The 20,900-nt window shown below is 58.4% G+C and carries 12 protein-coding genes; all 12 read right to left on the reverse strand.

Translation table 11 applies throughout. The annotated features are described in order from the left end of the window. Positions 1 to 28: 28 nt before the first annotated feature. Positions 29 to 880 (reverse strand): taurine dioxygenase, encoded by an 852-nt coding sequence (gene tauD / locus ACTG1P_RS20890; protein ID WP_440002145.1) that lies wholly within the window; start codon positions 878 to 880, stop codon positions 29 to 31. Then, complete coding sequence (tauC, locus tag ACTG1P_RS20895; RefSeq protein WP_440002146.1) at positions 877 to 1,704, reverse strand: taurine ABC transporter permease TauC; 828 nt, start codon at positions 1,702 to 1,704, stop codon at positions 877 to 879. Before tauC ends, tauD begins: the two co-directional genes overlap by 4 nt. After that, the gene (gene tauB / locus ACTG1P_RS20900; protein WP_440002147.1) at positions 1,701 to 2,495 is read right to left on the reverse strand and encodes a taurine ABC transporter ATP-binding subunit; all 795 of its coding nucleotides are present in this window, start codon (positions 2,493 to 2,495) and stop codon (positions 1,701 to 1,703) included. Before tauB ends, tauC begins: the two co-directional genes overlap by 4 nt. Continuing rightward, entirely contained in the window at positions 2,496 to 3,470 is a 975-nt protein-coding gene (tauA, locus tag ACTG1P_RS20905; RefSeq protein ID WP_182937784.1) for a taurine ABC transporter substrate-binding protein, read from the reverse strand. Between the two features lie 392 nt (positions 3,471 to 3,862). Continuing rightward, positions 3,863 to 4,966 (reverse strand): ElyC/SanA/YdcF family protein, encoded by a 1,104-nt coding sequence (locus ACTG1P_RS20910; protein ID WP_252655559.1) that lies wholly within the window; start codon positions 4,964 to 4,966, stop codon positions 3,863 to 3,865. A 299-nt stretch (positions 4,967 to 5,265) separates the two neighbouring features. Continuing rightward, positions 5,266 to 6,018: a DNA/RNA non-specific endonuclease gene (locus ACTG1P_RS20915; RefSeq protein ID WP_440002148.1), complete on the reverse strand. Its 753-nt coding sequence runs from the start codon at positions 6,016 to 6,018 to the stop codon at positions 5,266 to 5,268. Positions 6,019 to 6,251: 233 nt separating this feature from the next. Continuing rightward, complete coding sequence (locus ACTG1P_RS20920; RefSeq protein WP_440002149.1) at positions 6,252 to 8,144, reverse strand: PTS fructose transporter subunit EIIC; 1,893 nt, start codon at positions 8,142 to 8,144, stop codon at positions 6,252 to 6,254. A gap of 442 nt (positions 8,145 to 8,586) precedes the next feature. Next, positions 8,587 to 11,025, reverse strand: coding sequence for a GH92 family glycosyl hydrolase (locus tag ACTG1P_RS20925; protein WP_440002150.1), 2,439 nt, complete (start codon positions 11,023 to 11,025; stop codon positions 8,587 to 8,589). A gap of 303 nt (positions 11,026 to 11,328) precedes the next feature. After that, positions 11,329 to 13,851, reverse strand: a complete 2,523-nt coding sequence (locus ACTG1P_RS20930; protein ID WP_440002151.1) for a GH92 family glycosyl hydrolase — start codon at positions 13,849 to 13,851, stop codon at positions 11,329 to 11,331. Positions 13,852 to 13,913: 62 nt separating this feature from the next. Next, the gene (locus tag ACTG1P_RS20935) at positions 13,914 to 16,316 is read right to left on the reverse strand and encodes a GH92 family glycosyl hydrolase (RefSeq protein WP_440002152.1); all 2,403 of its coding nucleotides are present in this window, start codon (positions 16,314 to 16,316) and stop codon (positions 13,914 to 13,916) included. A 55-nt stretch (positions 16,317 to 16,371) separates the two neighbouring features. Next, the gene (locus ACTG1P_RS20940; protein ID WP_440002153.1) at positions 16,372 to 19,068 is read right to left on the reverse strand and encodes a GH92 family glycosyl hydrolase; all 2,697 of its coding nucleotides are present in this window, start codon (positions 19,066 to 19,068) and stop codon (positions 16,372 to 16,374) included. A 640-nt stretch (positions 19,069 to 19,708) separates the two neighbouring features. Continuing rightward, positions 19,709 to 20,899, reverse strand: coding sequence for a mannose-6-phosphate isomerase, class I (gene manA / locus ACTG1P_RS20945; RefSeq protein ID WP_440002154.1), 1,191 nt, complete (start codon positions 20,897 to 20,899; stop codon positions 19,709 to 19,711). Position 20,900 lies beyond the last annotated feature (1 nt).

The raw sequence follows: 20,900 nt of genomic DNA on the forward strand, positions 1-20,900 counted from the left end.
AGATGCCTCCCTCTTTCGTTGTTGGGCGTCAAGAGGCGCGCCAGAACGGTTTGTCGCCGAGCACAGTTGCCCGGTGCATGATGCGCCGGGCTGGCAGATAGTCGGCGTTGGCATAGTGCTGGGTGACCCGATTGTCCCAGATGGCGATGTCGTTTTCTTGCCAGCGCCAGCGTACCTGATACTCGGGCTTGCTGACATGCTTGAACAGGAAGGCGAGCAACGCCTCGCTCTCTTGCCTTGGCAAGTCGGGCAGGCGGGTGGTGAAGCCTTCGTTGACAAACAGGGCTTGACGGCCACTGAGGGGATGGGTGCGGATCACCGGGTGGCGCAAGGGGGGATGGCGGGATACTGCTTCTTGCCAGCGTCCGTACTCCTCCGGGCTACTGGTGTGGCGATGGGCCGGGAACGACTTGCTGAAATCGTGTTCGGCCTCCAGTCCCGCCAGCAGTTGTTGCAGCCTTGGGGAGAGCCCCTCGAAGGCGGCGATGCCGCTGGCCCACAGGGTGTCTCCGCCGACCGGCGGCAACTGCTTGGCAGCCAGAATGGCCAGCGCCGGGGGCGTCTCGATAAAGGTCACATCGGTATGCCAGTTGTCGTTGTCCGGTGGATTCCCGTTGTGGGTGTCGAGCACGATGATCTCTTTGGCCTCGGGCGCATGGGGATAGATGGGGTGGATGTGCAGATCGCCGAAGCGGTTGGCCAGCGCCCGCTGAGCCAGAGGGGTGATGGGCTGGTCCCGAAAGAACAGTACCTGATGGCTCAACAGGGCCTGATGGATCTGCCCAAAGTGGCTATCGCTCAAAGGTTCAGCCAGTTGAATGCCGCTGATCTCGGCACCGATGTGGGGGCCGAGGGGGGTGATACGCAGGGTATTGCTCATAGTCCTTCTCCATGCCACGGCGTCAGGCGACGCTGCAGCGCACGTAAACCAAGTTCCAGAATGAAGGCGATCAGGGCGATCACCAGAATGCCCGCCAGCACCACGTCGGTAGCGAGAAACTCGCCGGCGGATTGCACCATAAAGCCCACGCCACGGGTGGCGGCGATGAGCTCGGCCGCCACCAGGGTGGACCAGCCGACCCCGAGCCCGATGCGCAGCCCGGTCAAGATTTCCGGCAGGGCGCCGGGCAGGATGACGTACAACAACACCTGCCAGCGGGTGGCGCCCAGTGCCTGGGCGGCCCGCAGTCGCACCTGCTGGGCGCTCTGCACTCCCGTCAGGGTTGCCATGGCCACCGGCGCGAAGATGGCGAGATAGATGAGCAGCACCTTGGATGTCTCACCTATGCCAAACCAGATCACCATGAGTGGCAGGTAGGCGAGCGGGGGGACCGGTCGGTAGAGCTCGATCAGCGGATCCAGCATGCCGCGCACCGTGGGGCTCAGCCCCATGGCAATCCCCACCGTTACCCCGAACAGGGCCGCAGCTATCAGGGCGATCAGGATGCGCTGCAAGCTGGCCGCGAGATGCTGCCACAGGGTGGCATCCATGAATCCCTGCGGCCCGGCAATGGTGATGAACTGGTGCAGTACCTGCTCGGGGGGCGGCAAAAATAGAGGGCTTATCCAGCCAAGGTGCGCCACCAGCCACCAGATAGCCAGCAGGGTGGTCAGGCTAAGCAGGCTCACGCCAAGCCGACGTGACAGAGGCCAGCGCAGGTGCACAGTGGCAGGGACTGCCGAGGATGAGAGGGCGGCTGTCATGCAAACTCCTCCCGTTCGGCGAAGACCCGGCCGAGTACATATTCACGCTGCTCGATGAAGGCGGGATCCGACTTGATGCTGCGGCACGACTCTCCGGCGGCGAAGCGGCGGCCAAAATCCAGGGTCAGCCGCTCGGTGATCCGGCCCGGGGCAGGAGAGAGCAGCACCAGCTCGGTCGCCATGAATACTGCCTCCTCGATATCGTGGGTGATGAGCAGCACCTGACGGCGCTGCTCGTGCCACAGGCGCAGCAGCAGGGTCTGCATCTGCTCGCGGGTAAAGGCGTCGAGGGCGCCGAAGGGCTCGTCGAGCAACAGCAGTTGCGGCTGGGTGGCCAGCGCCCGGGCGATGCCGACCCGCTGACGCTGACCGCCGGAGAGCTGCCAGATGGGTTTGGCATGAGCCTCTTCCAGCCCCACCTTGCGCAACATGGCCAGGGCTCTCGCTTCGCGCTCCGGGCGGGGCAGACCGGCCAGCTGTAGCCCGAAAGCCACGTTGTCCAGCACGTTGCGCCAGGGCAGTAGTCCCTCGTTCTGGAACACCACCCCCCGCTCGGCACCGGGGCCGGTCACCGGTTTGCCTTGCAGGCTGATCTCGCCCTGATGGTGGGTGAGAAAGCCTGCGATAAGGTTGAGCAGAGTGGTTTTGCCGCAGCCGGAGGGGCCGAGTACCACCATCAGCTCCCCCGCTTCCAGCGTGAGGTTGATGTTGTCGAGCACCCGTTTGCCGTCGTAGTCGGCACAAAGGTGGGTGAGTTGCAGCATGGCAGCCTCCGGGTTACTTTGGGTCATTCAGCGGGCCTGGGCCTTGACGAAACGGTCGGTGACGTACTGGCTGTAATCGCTGCCGGCGCTCTGTACCTTGCCTTGCTCCTTGAGGAAGCGGGCAGTGTCCACTATGGTCCGGTTCACCAGCGCGGCGAGCTCGTCGCTCTGCTGCCGGGCAGTCAGGTAGGTGTTGCCTTTGACCAGCCCGGGTACCTCTGCGGCTGGTACGCCGCTCAGTGTTGCCAGTTTGGCGAGGTTGTCCGGCTGTGCCAGCCAGCCAGCCGGGTTGTCCAGATAGCCGCGCTGGGCCGCCAGGGTGCTGTTGACGAAGGCTTGCACCACCTCGGGGTGAGCCTTGGCAAACTCCTTGCGAACCACCCACACATCGAGCGTGGGTGCGCCCCATTCACCCACCTGGGCCGAGTCGGTCAGCACCTTGCCCTCCTTGGCCAGTTCATTGAGAGCCGGAGCCCAGACGTAGGCGCCATCTATGTCACCCCGTTGCCAGGCCGCGATGATGGCGGGTGGCTGCAGATTGACTATCTGCAGGCTGGCCGGATCCACGCCCCAGTGTCTGAGGGCGGCCAGCAGGCTGTAGTGGGTAGTGGAGGTAAAAGGCACGGCGATGCGTTTGCCGGCCAGTGCCTTGGGGGAGGCGAGCTCAGGCTTGACGACCAGCGCTTCCGAATTGCCGAGTTTGGAGGCGAGCAGGAACACCTCGATCGGTACCTGCTGGCTGGCGGCCACCGCCAGCGGGCTGGAGCCGATGTTGCCGATCTGCACATCGCCGGAAGCGAGCGCCCGCACCACGCTGGCACCACTGTCAAACTTGAGCCACTTCACCTTGGCGCCACTGTCGCGGGCAAAGGTGTTGTCGGCTTGGGCCACCTTGGCTGGCTCGGCCGAGGTCTGGTAAGCCACGGTCACGTCGACGGCGTGGGCCTGCAGGCTGAGAAGGGCGAGGGCTGTCAGCCAGAGAGAATATCCTTTTCCTATCATGATGCTATTCCGTTATCCGGGGGGGGGAATAGCCGTTTTCCCATTTATTGGCCTGACAATGAAATAACGAAAATATTGTTGTGGCGAGCAATTGTTCTTAGAAAAAGAGCGGTAAATCAATGCGTTTATTTATATATCCCAATCATCGCAGTCGATATTTGTCAGGCGATAAACGTCATCTGAATCTGAATATGTTACTCGTCATGAGATTGCCCACCCGATACATAGGGGGATGACCGCTTTGTCTTGTCAGACAAAAGACGGGGCGAGTGATAGCGATACGGAACGATGAGCGATGGCGGCAAAACGAAAGCCGTTGGGGCAATGCTAAAACCCGCCGGGGTGGCGGGCTTTATGGTTTATCACGGATGGTTCAGCGTGAACCCGGCTGATCAACGTTCAATCAGCGGGGCGGAGCGGTAACTCCACATACCGTAGGTGCGCAGGGCGTCGCGGTAGATGCCGAGCAGCTCGCTCTCGCTCGGGGTGGCCAGCTCCTCGAGGGGCTTGTCAGGGTAGCTGACGCTCGCCACCTTGATGTTGGCCGGGCCAATCTGGTCGCAGGCGATTTCCAGCACCGTCTGACCGCGGCGCACATGGCTGGCTGAGCTCACCAGCACCGCATAGTCAATCTGGTGGCGGGCGAGGGCATAGGCGCTGTAGAGGGCGTTATCCACCGTGCTGGTGGCGTAGTTCTCTTCAATCAGGCGGCTGCGGTCGATGCCGTGGTTGGCCAGCCAGTCGGCCATCAGCTTGCCCTCGGTCTGGCGGTTCTGGGGCACGCCGCCGGTCAGGATGATCAGCGCTTCCGGGTCGGCTTTGGCCAGCTCAAGGGTGGTTTGCAGCCGGCCCAGCAGGATCTTGTCCATGCTGCCGTCGGGATTGAGGGCGTAGCCCAGGGTGACGATGGCGCGCTTGCCCTCCTGGGTGGCCTTGACCTGATCCCCGGTCAGTTCGGTCTGCAGCGGGGCGGCGGTGATCCGCTGTACCCGGGCGATGATCTCCTCCAGATCGGCAGCCCGGCCACTGTTGCGATCCGCCACTTTCGCCAGATAGCTGCGGGAGGCCTCCTTGTTACCCTTCACCAGCTGCCAGATGGCGAGATAGCTGTTGATGTCGAGATCATCTGGGGCGACGGCCTGCGCTTGCTCCAGCAAGGTGATGGCGCGGCTCAGGTTGCCGTTGTAGATCTGGGCGTTGGCTGCCGAGATGAGCAGGTCGGTGCGGTAGGGTTCCAGCTGGTAGGCGGCCAGCAGCCGCTCGGTCACCAGCTCCATATTGCTCGGCATCTTGGCGGTAAAACCGGCGTGGGAGATCTTGGCTGGCGACTTGTAGATCTGCAGCGCTTCGCCGAGCAGCATGTCCACCGCCTGGCGCTTGCTGACCAGGGTATTGAGGTCATGCTCCATCTGCATCGAGCTCTCGGCCGCTTGCAGAGTGAGGGGCGAGAGCGCCAGCAGGCCGCCGAGGGTGAGGGCAAGAAGGGTCTGTTTCATCAAAAGGTCCTCTGTCGGGCTGAATCGCGCCGTGGCGCAGTGGTTTGCGGGCCGATGGGATAAGGCAAATGTGCGTCAATTCAGTCTGTTAGTGCCAAAGAGAGGCAATATACCAGTTAACGGCGTGGCAAACTGTGAGTCGGGGCGGGTCGTCGGGCGATGCCACACCTGTGGCCGCAAAAATGGCCGCAACGGGTCAGCAGCCATCTGAAAAGGGCAGGGGGAGCGTGACTCCCCCTGTCCCTGTTGCGATGCAAGACTGATGGCGTCTCAAGCTATCTGCGGATGAGTTGTTCGAGTCAGTTCCACATCGGGGAGATGCGGGCTTCCAGCGTCTCTTGCTGCTCTTCGGGCATATCGCTGAAGAAGTTGAGCTGGGTCTGCTCCTCCACCTCGCGTACCGAGACCCGGTAGTCGGCGATCTGGCTGATGGGCACCTCTTCCTGCGGCATGATAAAGGCGATGGCCTGCAGTTTGGCTGGGTCCATCACGATCTTGTAGTAGGCGCTCGGGATCGCCACGCCCTGACCGATGGACTCCTCAGAGCCGGTAAAGATGGGGCCGGTGATCACCTGAACATCCTTGCGGGAGACCGCCCACTTGTTCACCTTGTCCTCCAGCACGCGCCACGCCTTCTGGTTGAGCACCCCGATCTGCGGCGTCATGTTGCTCAGCAGGAAGCTCTCTTTCATGGTGTTCTTGTTCGATTTCATGTCCCCCGCCGGGGCCTGATGGCCACGATCGTAGCCCGAGCCCTTGTAGTCGGAGAGGGTAGCGCGGTAGGCGACAGGGATCTCCCTGTCCTCGGCGAAGGCATCCTTGCGGGGCACTGTGCCCTGTGCGCTCTGGGCGGTCATCCGGTAGGAGACCCAGTCCGCCACCTTATAGTCGTAGTTGTAGCCGATGGCATACCCTTCACGGCAGAGCTTCTGATCCGATTCGGAGGGCAGACCAAAGCGTACGTGGTCGCCACACGCCCAGTGAGCCGCCAGCAAGGGGGTGGCAGTGAGGGTGAGGGTAACAGCCAGAACCAATTTATTGATTTTTATCATTTTTGTGATGCTCCAGTTTAGTAGGCGGAGCCATTTGACATGAGATCTGACCAGCGCTTCAATTGCTGTTTTTTTACACGTCACCGTTCTGTGACGGCTCGCCAAGATCCGTGATGTGACTGGTTAATATGTTTTAAATCAGTGGCTTGGTCGGTGGGATGATGTGCGGTTGCTCGGTCGGCAACGAAAAGGGGCCCGTAATGGGCCCCTTGTGCTGGTTGGTCTGACTGCTATCAGGCGGCGTTTGCCTTGTTGCCCAGCGTGCGGGCCAGCAGTGCTTCCGGATTGTGGATCGCCTCCTTGGTCTTCACGTCGATGACCTCGATATTGGTGAAGCGCTCGCGGTTCTTGATCGCCACATCGTGGGCGAAGATGACGCAGCGGGCGTTGGCGACATCCTTGGCGGTGATGCGGTTGATGATGCCGTTGGCGCCCTGGGTCTCGACCTTGATCTTGATCCCCTGCTTGGCGGCGGCCTTCTGCAGGCTCTTGGCGGCGAGGAAGGTGTGGGCAACGCCAGACGGGCAGGCAGTGATGGCCAGTACGTCCGCTTCTCCTTCCGCTTCAATGACTTCGAAGCTGGTTTGGGTGGCGGTCACGTCATCTTCTTCGCTCACCGGCTTCTTCAGCAGGTTGACGATGATGGCGGTGGTCAGGGCGCCGAGGATGGTGCCGAGAATGTAACCCATCTTGCCTTCCACCACCGGCAGGACAATCCAGCCACCCCAGGGGGCGTGGTTGATACTGTGCATCATGAAGCCGGTGATGTTGCCGACGATGCCGCCTGCGACGATGGCCGGGATAACACGCATGGGGTCAGCAGCGGCGAACGGGATAGCACCTTCACTGATACCGATCATGCCCATGATAGCGGCCGCTTTACCGGATTCACGCTCTTCTTTCTTGTAACGCTTCGGAGACATGAAGGTCGCCAGCGCCATACCGAGCGGCGGCACACAGATGGCGATACCGACGCCGCCCATCAGCCAGGGCTGGGTGTTGACCTGAGTCTGGGCAAACAGGGTTGCAACCTTGTTGACCGGGCCGCCCATATCGAAGGCAGTCATACCACCCAGAATGGCACCCAGCATCACTTTACCTGAGCCCGCCATGCTGGAGAGCCAGTGGTTCATCCCTTCCATCATGGCGGCGATCGGGGCACCGATCCCCCACATCACGATGCCACACACCAGGAAGGTACCGATCAGCGGATAGATGAAGATGGAACCGAGCGAGGTCATGGAGTCAGGCAGCTTGATCCGTTTGAGCTGATTGACCACGAAACCTGCGATAAAGCCCACCAGAATGGCACCGAGGAAACCGGTTTGATAGTGCTGTACGGCAATCCAGGAGCCGATCATGCCCGGGGCCAGGCCCGGTTTGTCAGCCAGCGAGTAGGCGATGTAGCCACCCAGTACGGCAGTAAACAGAGTCAGACCGGCGATACCCATGGTGGCCATGTCTTTGAGGAAGCCCGCTTCCGGCACTGCGCCCTTGCCGCTCATCATCACTGACAGGGAGAGCAGCACACCGCCTGCCACGATGAAGGGGATCATGTGGGAAGTACCAAACAGCAGGTGCTGCTTCATGGTATTGAGGCGATCCTTGAAGGTGCGATCGGTGGGCTCAGCCGGTGCAGTGGCTGCCGGTTTGGCGGCTGGCGCCGGTTTTTCCATTTTCGGACCTTGCTTGAGCAGGGTCAGTGCTTGCTCGACAGTGGTGGCCGCTTTCATCTGCTCGATAAAGCCCGGCTCCAGCAGACGGGTAGAGAGCTCCGCCAGCACTTCGATATGGTGATTGGCGCCGCCATCCGGGGAGGCGATCATGAAGATCAGCTGGGTCGGTTTGCCATCTTCGGCGCCGTACTCGATACCCTGACGGCTGACACCGATGGCAATGGCCGGGCGGCTGACCGCCTTGCTCTTGGCGTGGGGCAGGGCGACACCCTGCTCGAAGCCGGTGCAGTCCAACTGCTCGCGGGCCCAGACATCTTTGACGAATTGCTGTTGATCAGACACGGCGCCATCGCTCGCCAGCATCTGTGCCATCTCGTCGAACAGGGCCTCCTTGCTGGTGGCTTTCAACTCCAGGCAGATGAGTCTGCCGTTGGTCATGGTGGGTAACATCTCACTCTCCTTCCCTGTAAGGGCTAAGTCATGCGTTGCGAATTGGGCTCATTATTGCCCTCAAGGGTAGGGTTGGACAGGCGATGAATGTAGCAATAACTGGATTTTTGTTGCATGCTTTTGCTGGTGTGATCCAGCTCGCAAAGTGTTGTTTTTTAACTCAATAGTTGTTTTTGTTTAATTAATGGCAGGATGTGACAGCGGTCAAGGTATGACAGAAAAACCCTTGTAATGGGATTTACAGCCATTTTTTGCGGTTTATTGCCCGATTTAAGGCAGATTTGAGAAAAACGGGTTAATGGCTGAACCAGGGCTTCCCACTGGAAAATAAAATGGCCCAGCGCTGATTGGATTTTATCAATCCATCTGGCGTGGGCCGTCGGGTATCACAAAGTGACATTCGCGGGTTGCGTGCTGAATGTCACTTCAATGCTATGGCTCGTTACTTTTGTGGCGGGGTATCGCTCATCACAAAGTGGAGGTTGCCACCGGGTACAAACTCTTTGTGCTCGAAGAAGAGACCATCCTTGAGCGGTTTGCCATTGATGGTGACCGACTGGACATAGCGGTTCTTGGCGCTGTTGTTATCGGCGATGATGGTGAAGGTTCCCCCCTTGACCGGGATGGTCGCTTTGGCAAACAGCGGGCGGCCGATGGTGTAGATGGGATCCGCCGCATTCACCTGATAGAAGCCAAGTGCTGACATCACATACCAGGCAGACATGGAGCCAACATCCTCGTTGCCTATGATGCCGGCCGGGGTGTTCGAGTACATGGTGTCGAGGATGTAGTCGACCGTCTCCTGAGTTTTCCAGGGCTCCGATGTCCAGTTGTAGAGGTAGGGGATATGGTGGGAGGGTTCATTGCCGAAGGCCACCTGACCCATCATTCCGGTCATGTCAGCGGTCTCCGACCCCTGACTCTCGGCGGTAAAGGTGGCGTCCAGATTCTGCTTGAATGCCTCTTCTCCGCCCATCGCGGCTTTCAGCCCCTTGATGTCATGGGGCACAAACCAGGTCCACTGCCAGGCGTTGCCCTCGGTATAGTTGCCGGTCTCATGCTCGGTGCCATAGGGATCAAACGGCGTCATGAAGGAGCCATCGATCATCACCGGACGCATGAAACCGGTCACCCCGTACTGGGCGTATTCGGCCGCATTGTGATCGAAGTAGCGCTGGTAGCCGTTCGAGCGGGCCAGATAGCGCGCCTCTGCGGCCTTGTTGCCGGCCGCCTTGGCGATCCGGGCGATGGCCCAGTCATAGAAGGCGTTTTCCAGACCGTAAGAGACTGACTCGAGGGTGTAGTCAGCGAAGACGGGCTGACCGTCGATCCGCTGCACTGCCGGGGCGAAGCCGTTCTTCTCGATGTAATCGATGTGGTTGGTCAGGGTCTTGTCCAGCACCGCCTTGTCCCACTCGGTCGCCAGCATGGGGTAGTTGGTATAGGTGGAGGAGTCGATGGCGGCCGTGAGCGCCAGATTTTTCTCCTGCGCGGTGAAGGCATCGGGGTATTTGGTGATGGCGTCGGCAATCACCACTACTGCCGGATAGCCCACCATGGTGCCTGTCTCATCCCCCAGATGCTCCCACTTGGGCAGCAGGCCGCTCTCCAGATACTTCTGGAGCAGGTTCTTGGCATATTGCACGGCGCGGGTGGGTTCGGTGATGGTTTTGAGCGGGTGCAGCGCGCGCTGGGTGTCCCACAGGGAGTAGACCGAGAAGTTGGGCTGCTCTTCGCTCGCCTGACCATAGTAAATCGAGTAGCTGCCTTCCCCCTTGGCCTGCGCTCCTTTGCCCATGCCGCGGTAGTTGCCATCCACATCCTGATGGACGATGGGGGCGATCTTGGTGTGGTAGAGGGCGGTGTAGAAGATCTCGTGTTGCTCCTTGCTGCCCCCCTCGATGGTGAAATTGAGGGCGTTGGCCCACTTCTCGCGGGCGTTGGCGCGGGCCTCGTCAAACGAAACATCCCCTTCGGCCTGGTAGTTGTTCCGTGCGCCGGTGGCATCCACCGCCGAGAGGGCGACTTTGGCATTCAGTTGGGCGGAACCGCCTTCTTCAAATTCGACGTAGGCGGTGACATCCGCTTTGGATTTGGCCTTGTGCTCGGCGCTCAAGCCCTCAACCGGCACACCACCAGCGAGGATGTAGACCCCTTTGATCTTCTTGTCGAAGGTCGCATGGAAGAAGATCTTCTGGTTTTTCGCCCAGCCGGAGAAGTGGGTGGCATCCCGCTCGCCGGTGATGGTGTAGCCATCTTCGCTGATGGTGAGTTTGTTGCGCAGCGAACTCGATCCCCAGTCGCTGTTGAGGATCGAGTTCAAATCGATCTTCAGTCGTTGTGGTTGGCCCTGCGGATAGGTGTAGCGGTGAAAGCCAACCCGCTCGGAGGCGGTCAGTTCAGCCTTGATGCCATTTTCGGCGATGCGGACCGCATAGTAGCCAGGCTCCGCCTGCTCGGATTTTTTGTCCATTTTGACCGAGATGGCCTTGCGGTAATCATTGTTCGGCTCGATGTATTTGGCCTTATCTTCGGTAAAGGGCAGGAACAGAATATCCCCGAGCCCCCCCATGCCGGTGCCGGAGAGATGGGTGTGGGAAAAACCGAACAGAGTGTCTTTGTCGAAATGATAGCCGGAGGAGGAGTGCCACCCTATCAGTTCGGTATCCGGCGAGAGTTGCACCATGCCTTCCGGTACCACGGGGCCGGGAAAAGTGTGACCGTTAAAGCCAGTGCCAACAAATGGATTCACGTATTGCAACACATTGGTTGGCGTTGGCTTTTGATCGTCGTTATCGGTGCTGCTGTTATCTGAATCGCAGCCGGATAACATGGCCAGGGTGCTGGTCAGGGTAATGGCCAGAATATTTTTCTTGAACATATAGAACGGCTCCATCGGGTAGGGGGTGAGCAGTCAGAATTTATTTTTTGATGCCGGAGTGGTGCCTGCGCAATATCAAGGTGCAGCGCTGTCAATCCGGCGAGCGCTATTATTCCCATGGCTCCTGTTTCATCGACAGAGTAAAAAAGTGTCATTCACTAGACTTTTGTGACAAGGCTGTCTGTTTGTGATCCGCGTATCATGTGATGCAGCACGTCATATTTTTTGAGTGTTCTTGTGAATCGACCAAAAAAGACCCAAAGGAAGCTTTGGGCCTGAACATATATTGGCAATCAATGATGGTTATTTATTATCTGAGCGGGTCGGTTTTTGCGCCGTCATGATAAATTTCAACTCACCACCTGCCCGAATATCGCTGTGGTTGAATGTCAGGTTTTCCCCCAACGGTTTGCCATTGATGGTGACCGATTCCACATAGATATTTTGGGGGCCATTGTTTTCGGCGCTCACGGTGAATTTCCCGCCATCAATATCCATCGTCACCTTGTCAAACAGTGGTCGACCTATGGTGTAGACCGGGACTCCCGGCGTGACCTGATAGAAGCCAAGCGCACTCATGATGTACCAGGCGGACATTTGCCCCACGTCCTCATTGCCAATCAGCCCGGTGGTGGTCGGGTGGAAGAAGCTGCGTACCGCCTGATCCACATACTCCTGGGTTTTCCACGGCTCCTTGGTCCAGTTATAGAGATAGGGAACATGGTGATCCGGTTCGTTCCCCATCACGAACTGCCCGATATAGCCGGTCATATCCCCTTGCGAGGTATCGGCGTTGGAGTTGGCGGTGAAGAGGGCATCCAGATTCTTCCTGAATTTCTCCTCGCCACCCATTACCTCTTTGAGCCCCTCGATATCGTGGGGAACAAACCAGCTCCACTGCCAGGTGTTGCCTTCGGTAAAGTCCTGTCCCCGGTGCTCGGCACGATAGGGCCAGAAGGTGTCATAACGGCTGCTGTCGTTGATGTCGCAACCTGGTGGGGGCGTGACCGGGTTGCCGTTTTTATCGATAGCGCAGGAGGGGTAGTTGTTGACCCAGCTGCCATCGTAATTTTTGGGGCGCATAAAGCCGGTCGAACCATATTTGCCATATTCCGTTGGGTTGTAGTCAAAATAGGCGCGCCAGGTGGTGGCCCGGGTCAGATAGCGGTTCTCGGCAGACTTGTCGCCCGCCAGGCGGGCCAGTTGGGCGATACACCAGTCGTAGTAGGCATTCTCGACACCGTACGAGACGGACTCGTTGACCAGTTCATCGTACTTGTCCTGGGCCATGCCGCCCTCTTCCGGCTTGAGTTTGACGTTGGCGGGGACATAGCCGTGCTGCTCGGCATACTGGCCGTGACGGGTCATTACGGTGAAGCGCTTGTCGCCGTTCCAGGGATCCTGATAGGGCACCCAGCTTTTGGTCAGCGCGAGGTCAAAGTTGGCGGAGACATTGGCCGCCTGCAGCGCCAGCTTTATCTCTTCCTGTGTGAATGCATCCGGATATTTGACGATGACATCGGCGATGATGGAGACCGCCGGGTAGCCGACCATCTCGCCGGTATAGTCGGAGTGCAGCTCCCACTTCGGCATGATGCCGCCGGTTTTATATTTGTTGAGCAGATCGTGCACATAGTCGATGGATCGCTCTTTTTCGATGATGGTCTTCAATGGGTGGGCGGCGCGGAAGGTGTCCCACATGGAGTAGACCGAATAGTTGGTAAAGCCCGGCTTGGCCTCATGCACCTTGCCATCCATTCCGCGATATTGACCATCCACATCCTGATAGACGAAGGGGGCGATGTAGGTGCGATAGAGCGAGGTATAAAACATCGTCTTGTCGGCATCGCTGCCACCCTCCAGGGTGAACTTATTGAGCACTTTCGCCCATGCCTGTTTGCTCTCCTGCACCACCTGATCGAAGCGGTAGCCATGTTCATCGGCGCGAAGGTTGGCCATGGCCCCCTCAATGCCGGTGCCCGAGATGGCCATCCTCATGGTGATGGGCTGTTCCCCTTTGGCAAAGTTGAGTTGGGTCACCACATCCCGTACCCGGGGTCTGGTTTCGCCATACCCGATGTAATCGGCCAACCCCACCTCGGTGTCGTTGCTCAATTTGCCATCGACATAGAGGATCTGATCCACAAACGGCTCGGAAAACTCGGCGTAGAAAAAGACCGTCTGCCACTGCCCCCACTCGTTGCTGGTTCTGGCTCCGGCAATGGCGTTGTCGCTCACCCGCTTGAAGTAAATATTGCGGGAGTGGTTGCCATACTGCTCCAGCAGCTCGTGCTGCAGATCGAGCTGGACTTTGCGATCTTCACCCGCCGGATAGCTGTAACGGTGGAAGGCGACCCGCTGGGTGGCGGTGAGTTCGGCCTTGATGCCGGTCTCTACCAGATCCGCTTTGTAATAGCCAACCTCCGACAGCTCGCTGGTCTTGTTGATGGTGACCGGGTCGGTATTGCTGCCGGTGAAGGGCAAGAAGGCGAAGTCATTGAGATCCCCCTTGCCTGCCCCCGAGATATGGGTGCTGCTGAAGCCGGAAAGCTTGGCCAGATGGTGGTGATAGTCGGAAGGGGACCCCTTACCATTCCAGTTGGCCGGATTCCAGTTGTCCGGGCCCGGCTGGATCATCCCTTCCGGCATGACAGGGGCCGGATTGACATTGCCCAGTCCATCGGTGCCGATCAGCGGATCGACATATTGCAGCACCTGCAGGGCATTGTCGGGGCGGCTATTGTCAGTAGTTTCATCGTTTGTGTTGCAGCCATAGAGGCCAAGCAGGGCTGTCACCATGATGGCCAGCTTGTGGGGTTTGAACATTGTTGTTCCTCAAATTCCGGAGATGAAAAAGCGGCAAGCCGGGTGGCTTGCCGCTTGTAGAGTTACTGGGTCGGTTGCTGGTTGGTCATCACAAAACGCAGCTCACCACCGGGACGGATCTCGCTGTGGGCGAAGGTGTTGTACTGGTTGAGTGGCTTGCCATTGATGGTGACTTCTTTGACATAGAGGTTGTCCGGGCTGTTGTTCTGCGCTACCACGTTGAACTGACCGTCGGGCAGGTTGATGGTGACCTTGTCGAAGATGGGACGACCGATGGTGTAGGTCGGGTCGCCCGGGGAGATTTGATAAAAGCCCATGGCGCTCATGATGTACCAGGCAGACATCTGGCCGACGTCTTCATTGCCGATCAGGCCATCCGGGCTGTTTTTGTAGAACTCCTTGTAGACCCGGTCGAGGTACTCCTGCGCTTTCCAGGGCTGGGCGGTGCGGTTGTAGAGATAGATGACGTGGTGGGAGGGCTCGTTACCGTGGATGTACTGCCCGATATAACCCGTCATGTCCTGATGTGCCTCGCCCCCGTTGGGGTCGGCGTTGAACAGGTTGTCGAGCTTGTCGTTCAGCCCCTGCTGGCCGCCCATGATCTCGGTCAGCTTGTCGAGATCCTGCATGAAGGACCACTGCCACTGCCAGGCGTTGCCCTCGGTGTAGTAGAAGGCATCCGACTTGTAGGGATCGAAATCGGCCGCCGCGTATTTCAGGGCGCACGGGTCGCCATTTTTCAGCTCGGTCGGCACGAAGAAGCCCTTGCCATCGGCATTGCCAGCCTGGGGATCCCAATGCTTGAGCGAGTTGTAGGAGCGCGCCTTGAACTCCTGATAGGTGGTCATATCACCCGCGGCTTTCGCCATCTCGGCGATGGTCCAGTCGTAGAAAGAGAACTCCAGCGAGTAGGAGACCGAGTTCCAGTTGGGATAACGGACGCACTGCTCTTTCTCGTGATAGCTGAGCTGACCGGCCATCAGCGAGCTCAGGATGTCGTCATGGATCTGCGGGTAATCGGCAGGCCGGTAGTGGGCCGATTTGACCGAGGCTTCCAGTGCCTCTTGCGCATCGATCAGCCCCTTGGTCACCGCATCGGCAAGGATGGCCGCCGAGGGGTAGCCAATCATGGTGCCGGTTTCCGAGCCGTGGCCTTCCCACTTGGGCAGCAGGCCGAACTCCACGTTGGATTTGCGGATCAAATCCTTGGCGTAGAGAGTCGCCTGCGGCGGGTCCATGATGGTCCACATGGGGTGAACGGCGCGGAAGGTATCCCAGGTCGAGTAGATGGAGTAGTTGGGAGTATCACCCGGTTTCAGGGTGCGCAGGGTGCCCTGCATATCAAGATACTTGCCATCCACATCGTAGAGCTCGATGGGGGCAATCATCATGTGGTAGAGGGCGGTGTAGAAATTGGTCTTCTCGGTCTGAGTGCCTCCCTCCGCGCGGATCTTGGTCAGTTTGTCAGCCCAGGCATATTCGGCCTCGGCTTTCACTTTGGCAAAATCAAAGGTGGGGGCTTCCGCCTCCAGATTCTTCTGTGCTCCTTGCCAGCTCACCGCCGAGATGCCGACCCGGATCTCGAGCGGTTGGTCACCCTGACCAAAATTGAGGTAGGCGGTCAGGTCATCCCCTTGATAGACGCTGTTGGGGCGCATCTCCCGGGTCGGCATCTTGTCCTGCTCGCCCAGCATGGCCTTGGCCACGGGCTGGTTGAATTTGGCGTAGAAGAAGATGTTCTGGCCCTGATGGTTCTGGCCCTGGAACCAGCCCGTCGAGGTTTTGCGGCCACGCAGGGTGTACTCATCCACCACTTCGATTTTGTTTTTCAGCGACTGGCCGTTGTTGTTGAGCAGGGTGTGGCCCAGATCGAATTTCACATTGCGATCGGCCCCCTTGGCAAAGGTGTACTTGTGCAAACCGACCCGTTTGGTGGTGGTTAGCTCAACCTCAATCTCCCCCTTGTTCAGTCTGGTTTGGTAATAACCGGCGCTGGCGTGCTCATTGGTTTTGTCAAAGGCGTTTATTTGGGCGTCGGCCATCTCGGCGTAGGGCAGTACCAGAATATCGCCCAGATCGGTGGCGCCGGTGCCGGAGAGATGGGTATGGGAGAAGCCGTAGAGCGGAACATCGGTCGCGACAATCTCGCCCGTGAGGTAATTGGAAGAGTCCCAGTAGCCGGAGGCGGAGTGCCAGGGGTTGAGCCCGCTCTCATGATCGGTGTTGGAGCCCATAAAGGTATCCGGCGAGAGCTGCACCATGCCAGCAGGGCGGGTAGCACCGGGGAAGGTGTGGCCGGATGCGGCGGTGCCTATCATGGGGTCAACGTATTTCAGTACCGACAGATCGACAACCGGAGTTACCGGTTTTTCGATAGCGGTAGACTCGCTCTCACTGTTGCAACCGGCGATGCCACCGGTCAGCGCGGCAATCACCGCAAGAGAAAGAAGATTGCTCTTGAACATGGTCATTCCATTTTTGAGTGGTGATGGGGGAGGAAGTCCTCCCCCGAACAGGTGATTAACGGGAACCGGCAGGCAGGTCGCCTTCGTGCAGGAAGGTGCCGATACCTTGCGCGGGCGGCAGATCTTCCGGCTGGCTGCCCCAATTCTGGTTGGGGCTATCGCCCATCACGAATTCAAGCTTGCCGCCACTGAGGATTTCCTCATGGGTGAGGTAGCTGCGATTGAATTCGCTGCCATTGAGGCGAGCAGACAGGATGTAGATGTTGTCGCGGCTGACATTCTGGGCCGTGACGGTGAACTGCTTGCCCGCTCCCACATCGAGCGAGGCGGTTTCGAACATGGGGGTGCCAATCTCGTAGATGCCGGAGGAGGCATTGACCGGGAAGAAGCCCAGCGCCCGGAACACGAACCAGGCAGAGAGAGTGCCAAAGTCATCGTTGCCACAGATGCCGTCAGGGGTGTTCTTGTAGCAGACGTTGGTGGCTGCCACGATGGCTGCCTGTCCCTTCCAGGGCTGTCCTACGTAGTTGTAGAGGTAGGGCACATGGATATCGGGCTCGTTGCCCTGCACATGCTGTCCCACGTTGCCGGTGTTGAATACCGGGAACTGGTTGTCGCCAGCGTTGCGATCCGGATAGGTGCTCCAATACTCGTCCAGCCGTTTGGCAAACAGTTCGCCCCGTTTGGCCTGAGGATTCTGGGTCTGGTCGAACCGGGTCATCAGATCGACCAGGCCATGGATGTCATGTTGAACGCTGAAGGCGTATTGCCAGCCGTTGGACTCGGCGAATGACCAGTTGAACATGTCGGGGCGCCAATCCTTGCCCACGGCCCGGCCTGTTTTCGGGTCTACCCAACCGGCATCAATGAAGTTGCCAGCGTAGTCGCGGGCCTTGAACCACCCCTTGTACTGCTTGCCGCCAAAGTCAAACTGCGCCTGCCAGTTCTTGGATCGATCGGCAAACTCCTGATAGCGGGGGTCACTTTCGCCAAATACAGTCTTGATCGATTGGGCGATCGCCCAGTCATTCATGGAGTACTCCAGTGAGTAGGAGGAGGTCCAGGCATCCTTGAAGGGAGAGTGTGATTCCCAGTCATTGGTCGGCGGCGTGTCGTGCAACTGGGCAGGCACATAGCCCTGCTGCTCGTACTCCTTGATCCAGGCAACTCCCTGGCTGGTGGCTGCGCGGGCGTCGGTGATCATGGCGGTCACCAGTCGCTCCTTGATCTCCTGACGTTCCGCATCGCTGAAGCCCAGCGCGATCATCCGTCTGTCCAGCGAGCCTTTGGAGAGCACGTCGTGGATCACCGGGGTGGAGTGCATCCCCATCATCATGCCGGTCTCGTTACCCTTGAAGGTCCACTCCGGCAATCTGCCCTTGCGCAGGTTGCCTTGATCGTCCATCCACTCCTCCTCGGCGTAGGAGAGCATGGAGAGCACCACATCGGCGAGGCGATCCGGCTCCAGCAGTGACGAGAGGGGTTGTACTGCGCGGTAGGTGTCCCACAGGGAGAAGGTGTCGTAACGGGTAAAGTCCGCTTTGCCATCCCGGTTGGCATCGGCGGTGCGAACCGACTCCTTGAGGGTATCGATCTGCTCGCCCCACGGTGTGTTGCCATCCGGATAGGCGTTGCGCCCCTGATGCACCTGACGGTAACGCCCGTCCAGATCAGAGTGAATGGTCTGGCCAAGATAGGTGTGGTAGAGCGCGGTATAGAAGGTCTGTTTGTACTCCTCATCCCCACTGACCCGGATCTTGCCCAGCTCCTTTTCCCATTTTTGGGTCGCAGCCTGACGGACATCGTCAAACGACATATTGGCCACTTCGGTCATGTTGAGTGAGGCGCCAGCGTTGCCATCCCGGCCGATCTCGACGTTGGAGAGGGCTACCTTGGCCTCGACGGCCAGGCCCTTATCTGCGGTATCAAATTCCACATAGGCGCGAGCGTACTGATATTTTCCTCGGGTCTCGTTGCCGATCTCGGTGGTGCCTTCCGGCAGGTCCAGATAGCGGTTTTGGTCTTTGTCAAAGTAGGCGAAGCGGATATTTTTGATGGGCTGGTCGAACTCCATCACGAAGAACTCTTTCTGGCTGGGGGCCCAGCCGTCAGAGAAGCGATGGCCCTCGATCCGGTTGTGGGTTTTGTCCCATTTCAGATAGGAGTCGGAGGTGTAGTCCCAGTTGACCTTGAAGCCGAGGTTGACCACGATTTCCGATTTTTTATCTTGCGGGAAGGTGTAGCGATGAACCCCCACCCGATCCGAGGCAGTCAGCTCGGCTTTGATCCCGTAATCCTTCAGATTGACCTTGTAGTAGCCCGCCGTTGCCTCTTCATCCTTGTGGCTGTAACGGGAGGCCTCCAGATTCAGGGAGGCCGACCCCTCGTTCAGCATGAAATTGGAGCGGGAGTTGATCGGCATCACCAGAATATCGTTGAGATCTCCGGCTCCGGCCCCCGAGAGGTGGGTGTGAGAAAATCCGGCGAGGCGATTGTCATGGTAGTAATAGCCTGAGATATATTCCCAGCCGTTGGCACCGTTGTTGGGCGACAGCTGTACCATGCCATGCGGGGTCGTTGCGCCGGGATAGGTGTTACCCAGATTTCCTGTGCCAATAAACGGATTGACGTAACGGGAGACGCTGGTCTCTTTATTGTTATCGACCGCGGTATCCGAGTCATTTTGACAGCCGGATATACCAACCAGGCCAGCCAGTACGGCACACGCAAGTAAGGAACGTTTCAGTTTCATATTTGTCGCCACAGGTTAATGAAAGTAGGGTATCGAACGTATAAAAACAGATAATGCAGAACGCTGGGCCAGCCAATGAATATCTGCCGGATGAGAGGGCTATCTGCATGTATTATCCCGGCTGCCACTGGATAGTCAGAGTGACAGGGGAAAATATCAGCCAGATAAAATGGATAGTGAAAACGATCTGGCCATACAGGCGGAAAAATAAAAACGCAGGGAAATAACAGGCATCCATAGCCTGATTTAAAAAATCGCCCCTTACATTGATGAAGTAAGTGGCTGAGCTGTGTTACATCTGGAATATATAAATGCTCTTAAATATTTTTCCTGCTGCCTGTAAATTAACGATTTCTATTATTTCCGTGATTAATATCCGGGGACAGAGGAAAAAAATGGCATTAACTGGATTTTTATGACGTGTGGGGAAGGGTGTGAGCTGGCTCGCATAACCGCAGGGTGGCGTGACCATGGAGGCTAAATGATATTAATCATTATAAGTCAACGTGTTATTCTTCGGCATTGGGTTAAATGACCGATTTTGTGAGCCGTACCCGCCCCCACGTGGTCAGATGAGCTGGAAAAAAGGGCCCTGAAGGGCCCTTTGAACAGACGGTAGTGAGCCGATGGCTCAGCAGGATCAGCGGTTGCTGGCGCGGGCAAAACGCCCTTCAGCCGTCACGCGATAATTGCCGGTGCTGGCGGGCACAAAAGCAGATTGCCCGATGGCCAGTGTCAGACGCTCGCCATCCTGGCCAATGAGTGTGATGGGCCCATCGATGGCGAACAGGATCTCGGCATTGCCGGTGGTGAGGGCATGTTCGCCTGCGCCATACACGCTGAAGGTGAAGTCCGGTACCGGTACATCGAAGTGCTGTACTGTGCCTTCCATACGGGGGCTGAGCAGGATCTGGTCATCCGGTTTGGCGACGCAGCGGGTGCATGCCAGCAGCTCCGGCACATCCATGTATTTGGGGGTCAGACCGGCACGCAGCACGTTGTCTGAGTTGGCCATGATCTCGAGGCCAGTGCCGTGGATGTAGGCGTGGGGGGTCTGGGCATCGAGGAACATCGCCTGACCCGGCTCAAGCGTCACCACGTTGAGTAGTAGCGGCGAGAAGAGTCCCACATCCCCCGGGTACTGGTTGGCCAGATTGCTGATGGTGGCGAAGGTCTCTTCATCCTGATGGGCGGCGGCATAGGTCAGCAGGCCAGCCAGCGCCTCGTCCTTGCGCGCACCGCTTAAGATCAGCAACTGGTGGAAGAAGTGCTGCAGGCCAGCTTCATCCTGGGACTGGCGCAGCGCCGCGGTCAGATCGGCCAGCGCGGGAAGTGCCATGCGATCGAACAGGGCTAGGATGGCCGGGATGGCGCGAAAGCCGTTCATCGCCTGATAGCGGGTGAGGGCAAAGACCAGCTCCGGCTTGTGGTTCGGATCCTTGTAGTTGCGGTTGCTCGCCTTGATATCGATGCCAGCGGCCTCTTCTCTGGCAAAACCGGCCTCTGCCTGTGCCTTGCTCGGGTGTACCTGAATGGAGAGCGCCTGCTCGGCGCAGAGCACCTTGAACAGGAAGGGGAGTGAGCCGAAGCGAGCCTGGGTTGCTTCGCCCAGCATGGCGACTGGGTTGGCGTCAATCAGGCTGGAAAGCTTCACGGTCTCGCCTGCCAGGGTCACTTCGGAGCAGCCATTGGGGTGAGCGCCCATCCACAGTTCAGCTTGTGGTTTGCCTTCGGGATTTTTGATGCCAAACAGCGTGGTCAGGGAGTCACGACTGCCCCAGACATAATCCTGGATCGGGTTGCACATTAGAAAAAACGGCGGGTAGCTCATG

This window comes from Aeromonas sp. 11P (genome assembly GCF_051920165.1).
Classification (GTDB): Bacteria; Pseudomonadota; Gammaproteobacteria; order Enterobacterales; family Aeromonadaceae; genus Aeromonas; species Aeromonas veronii.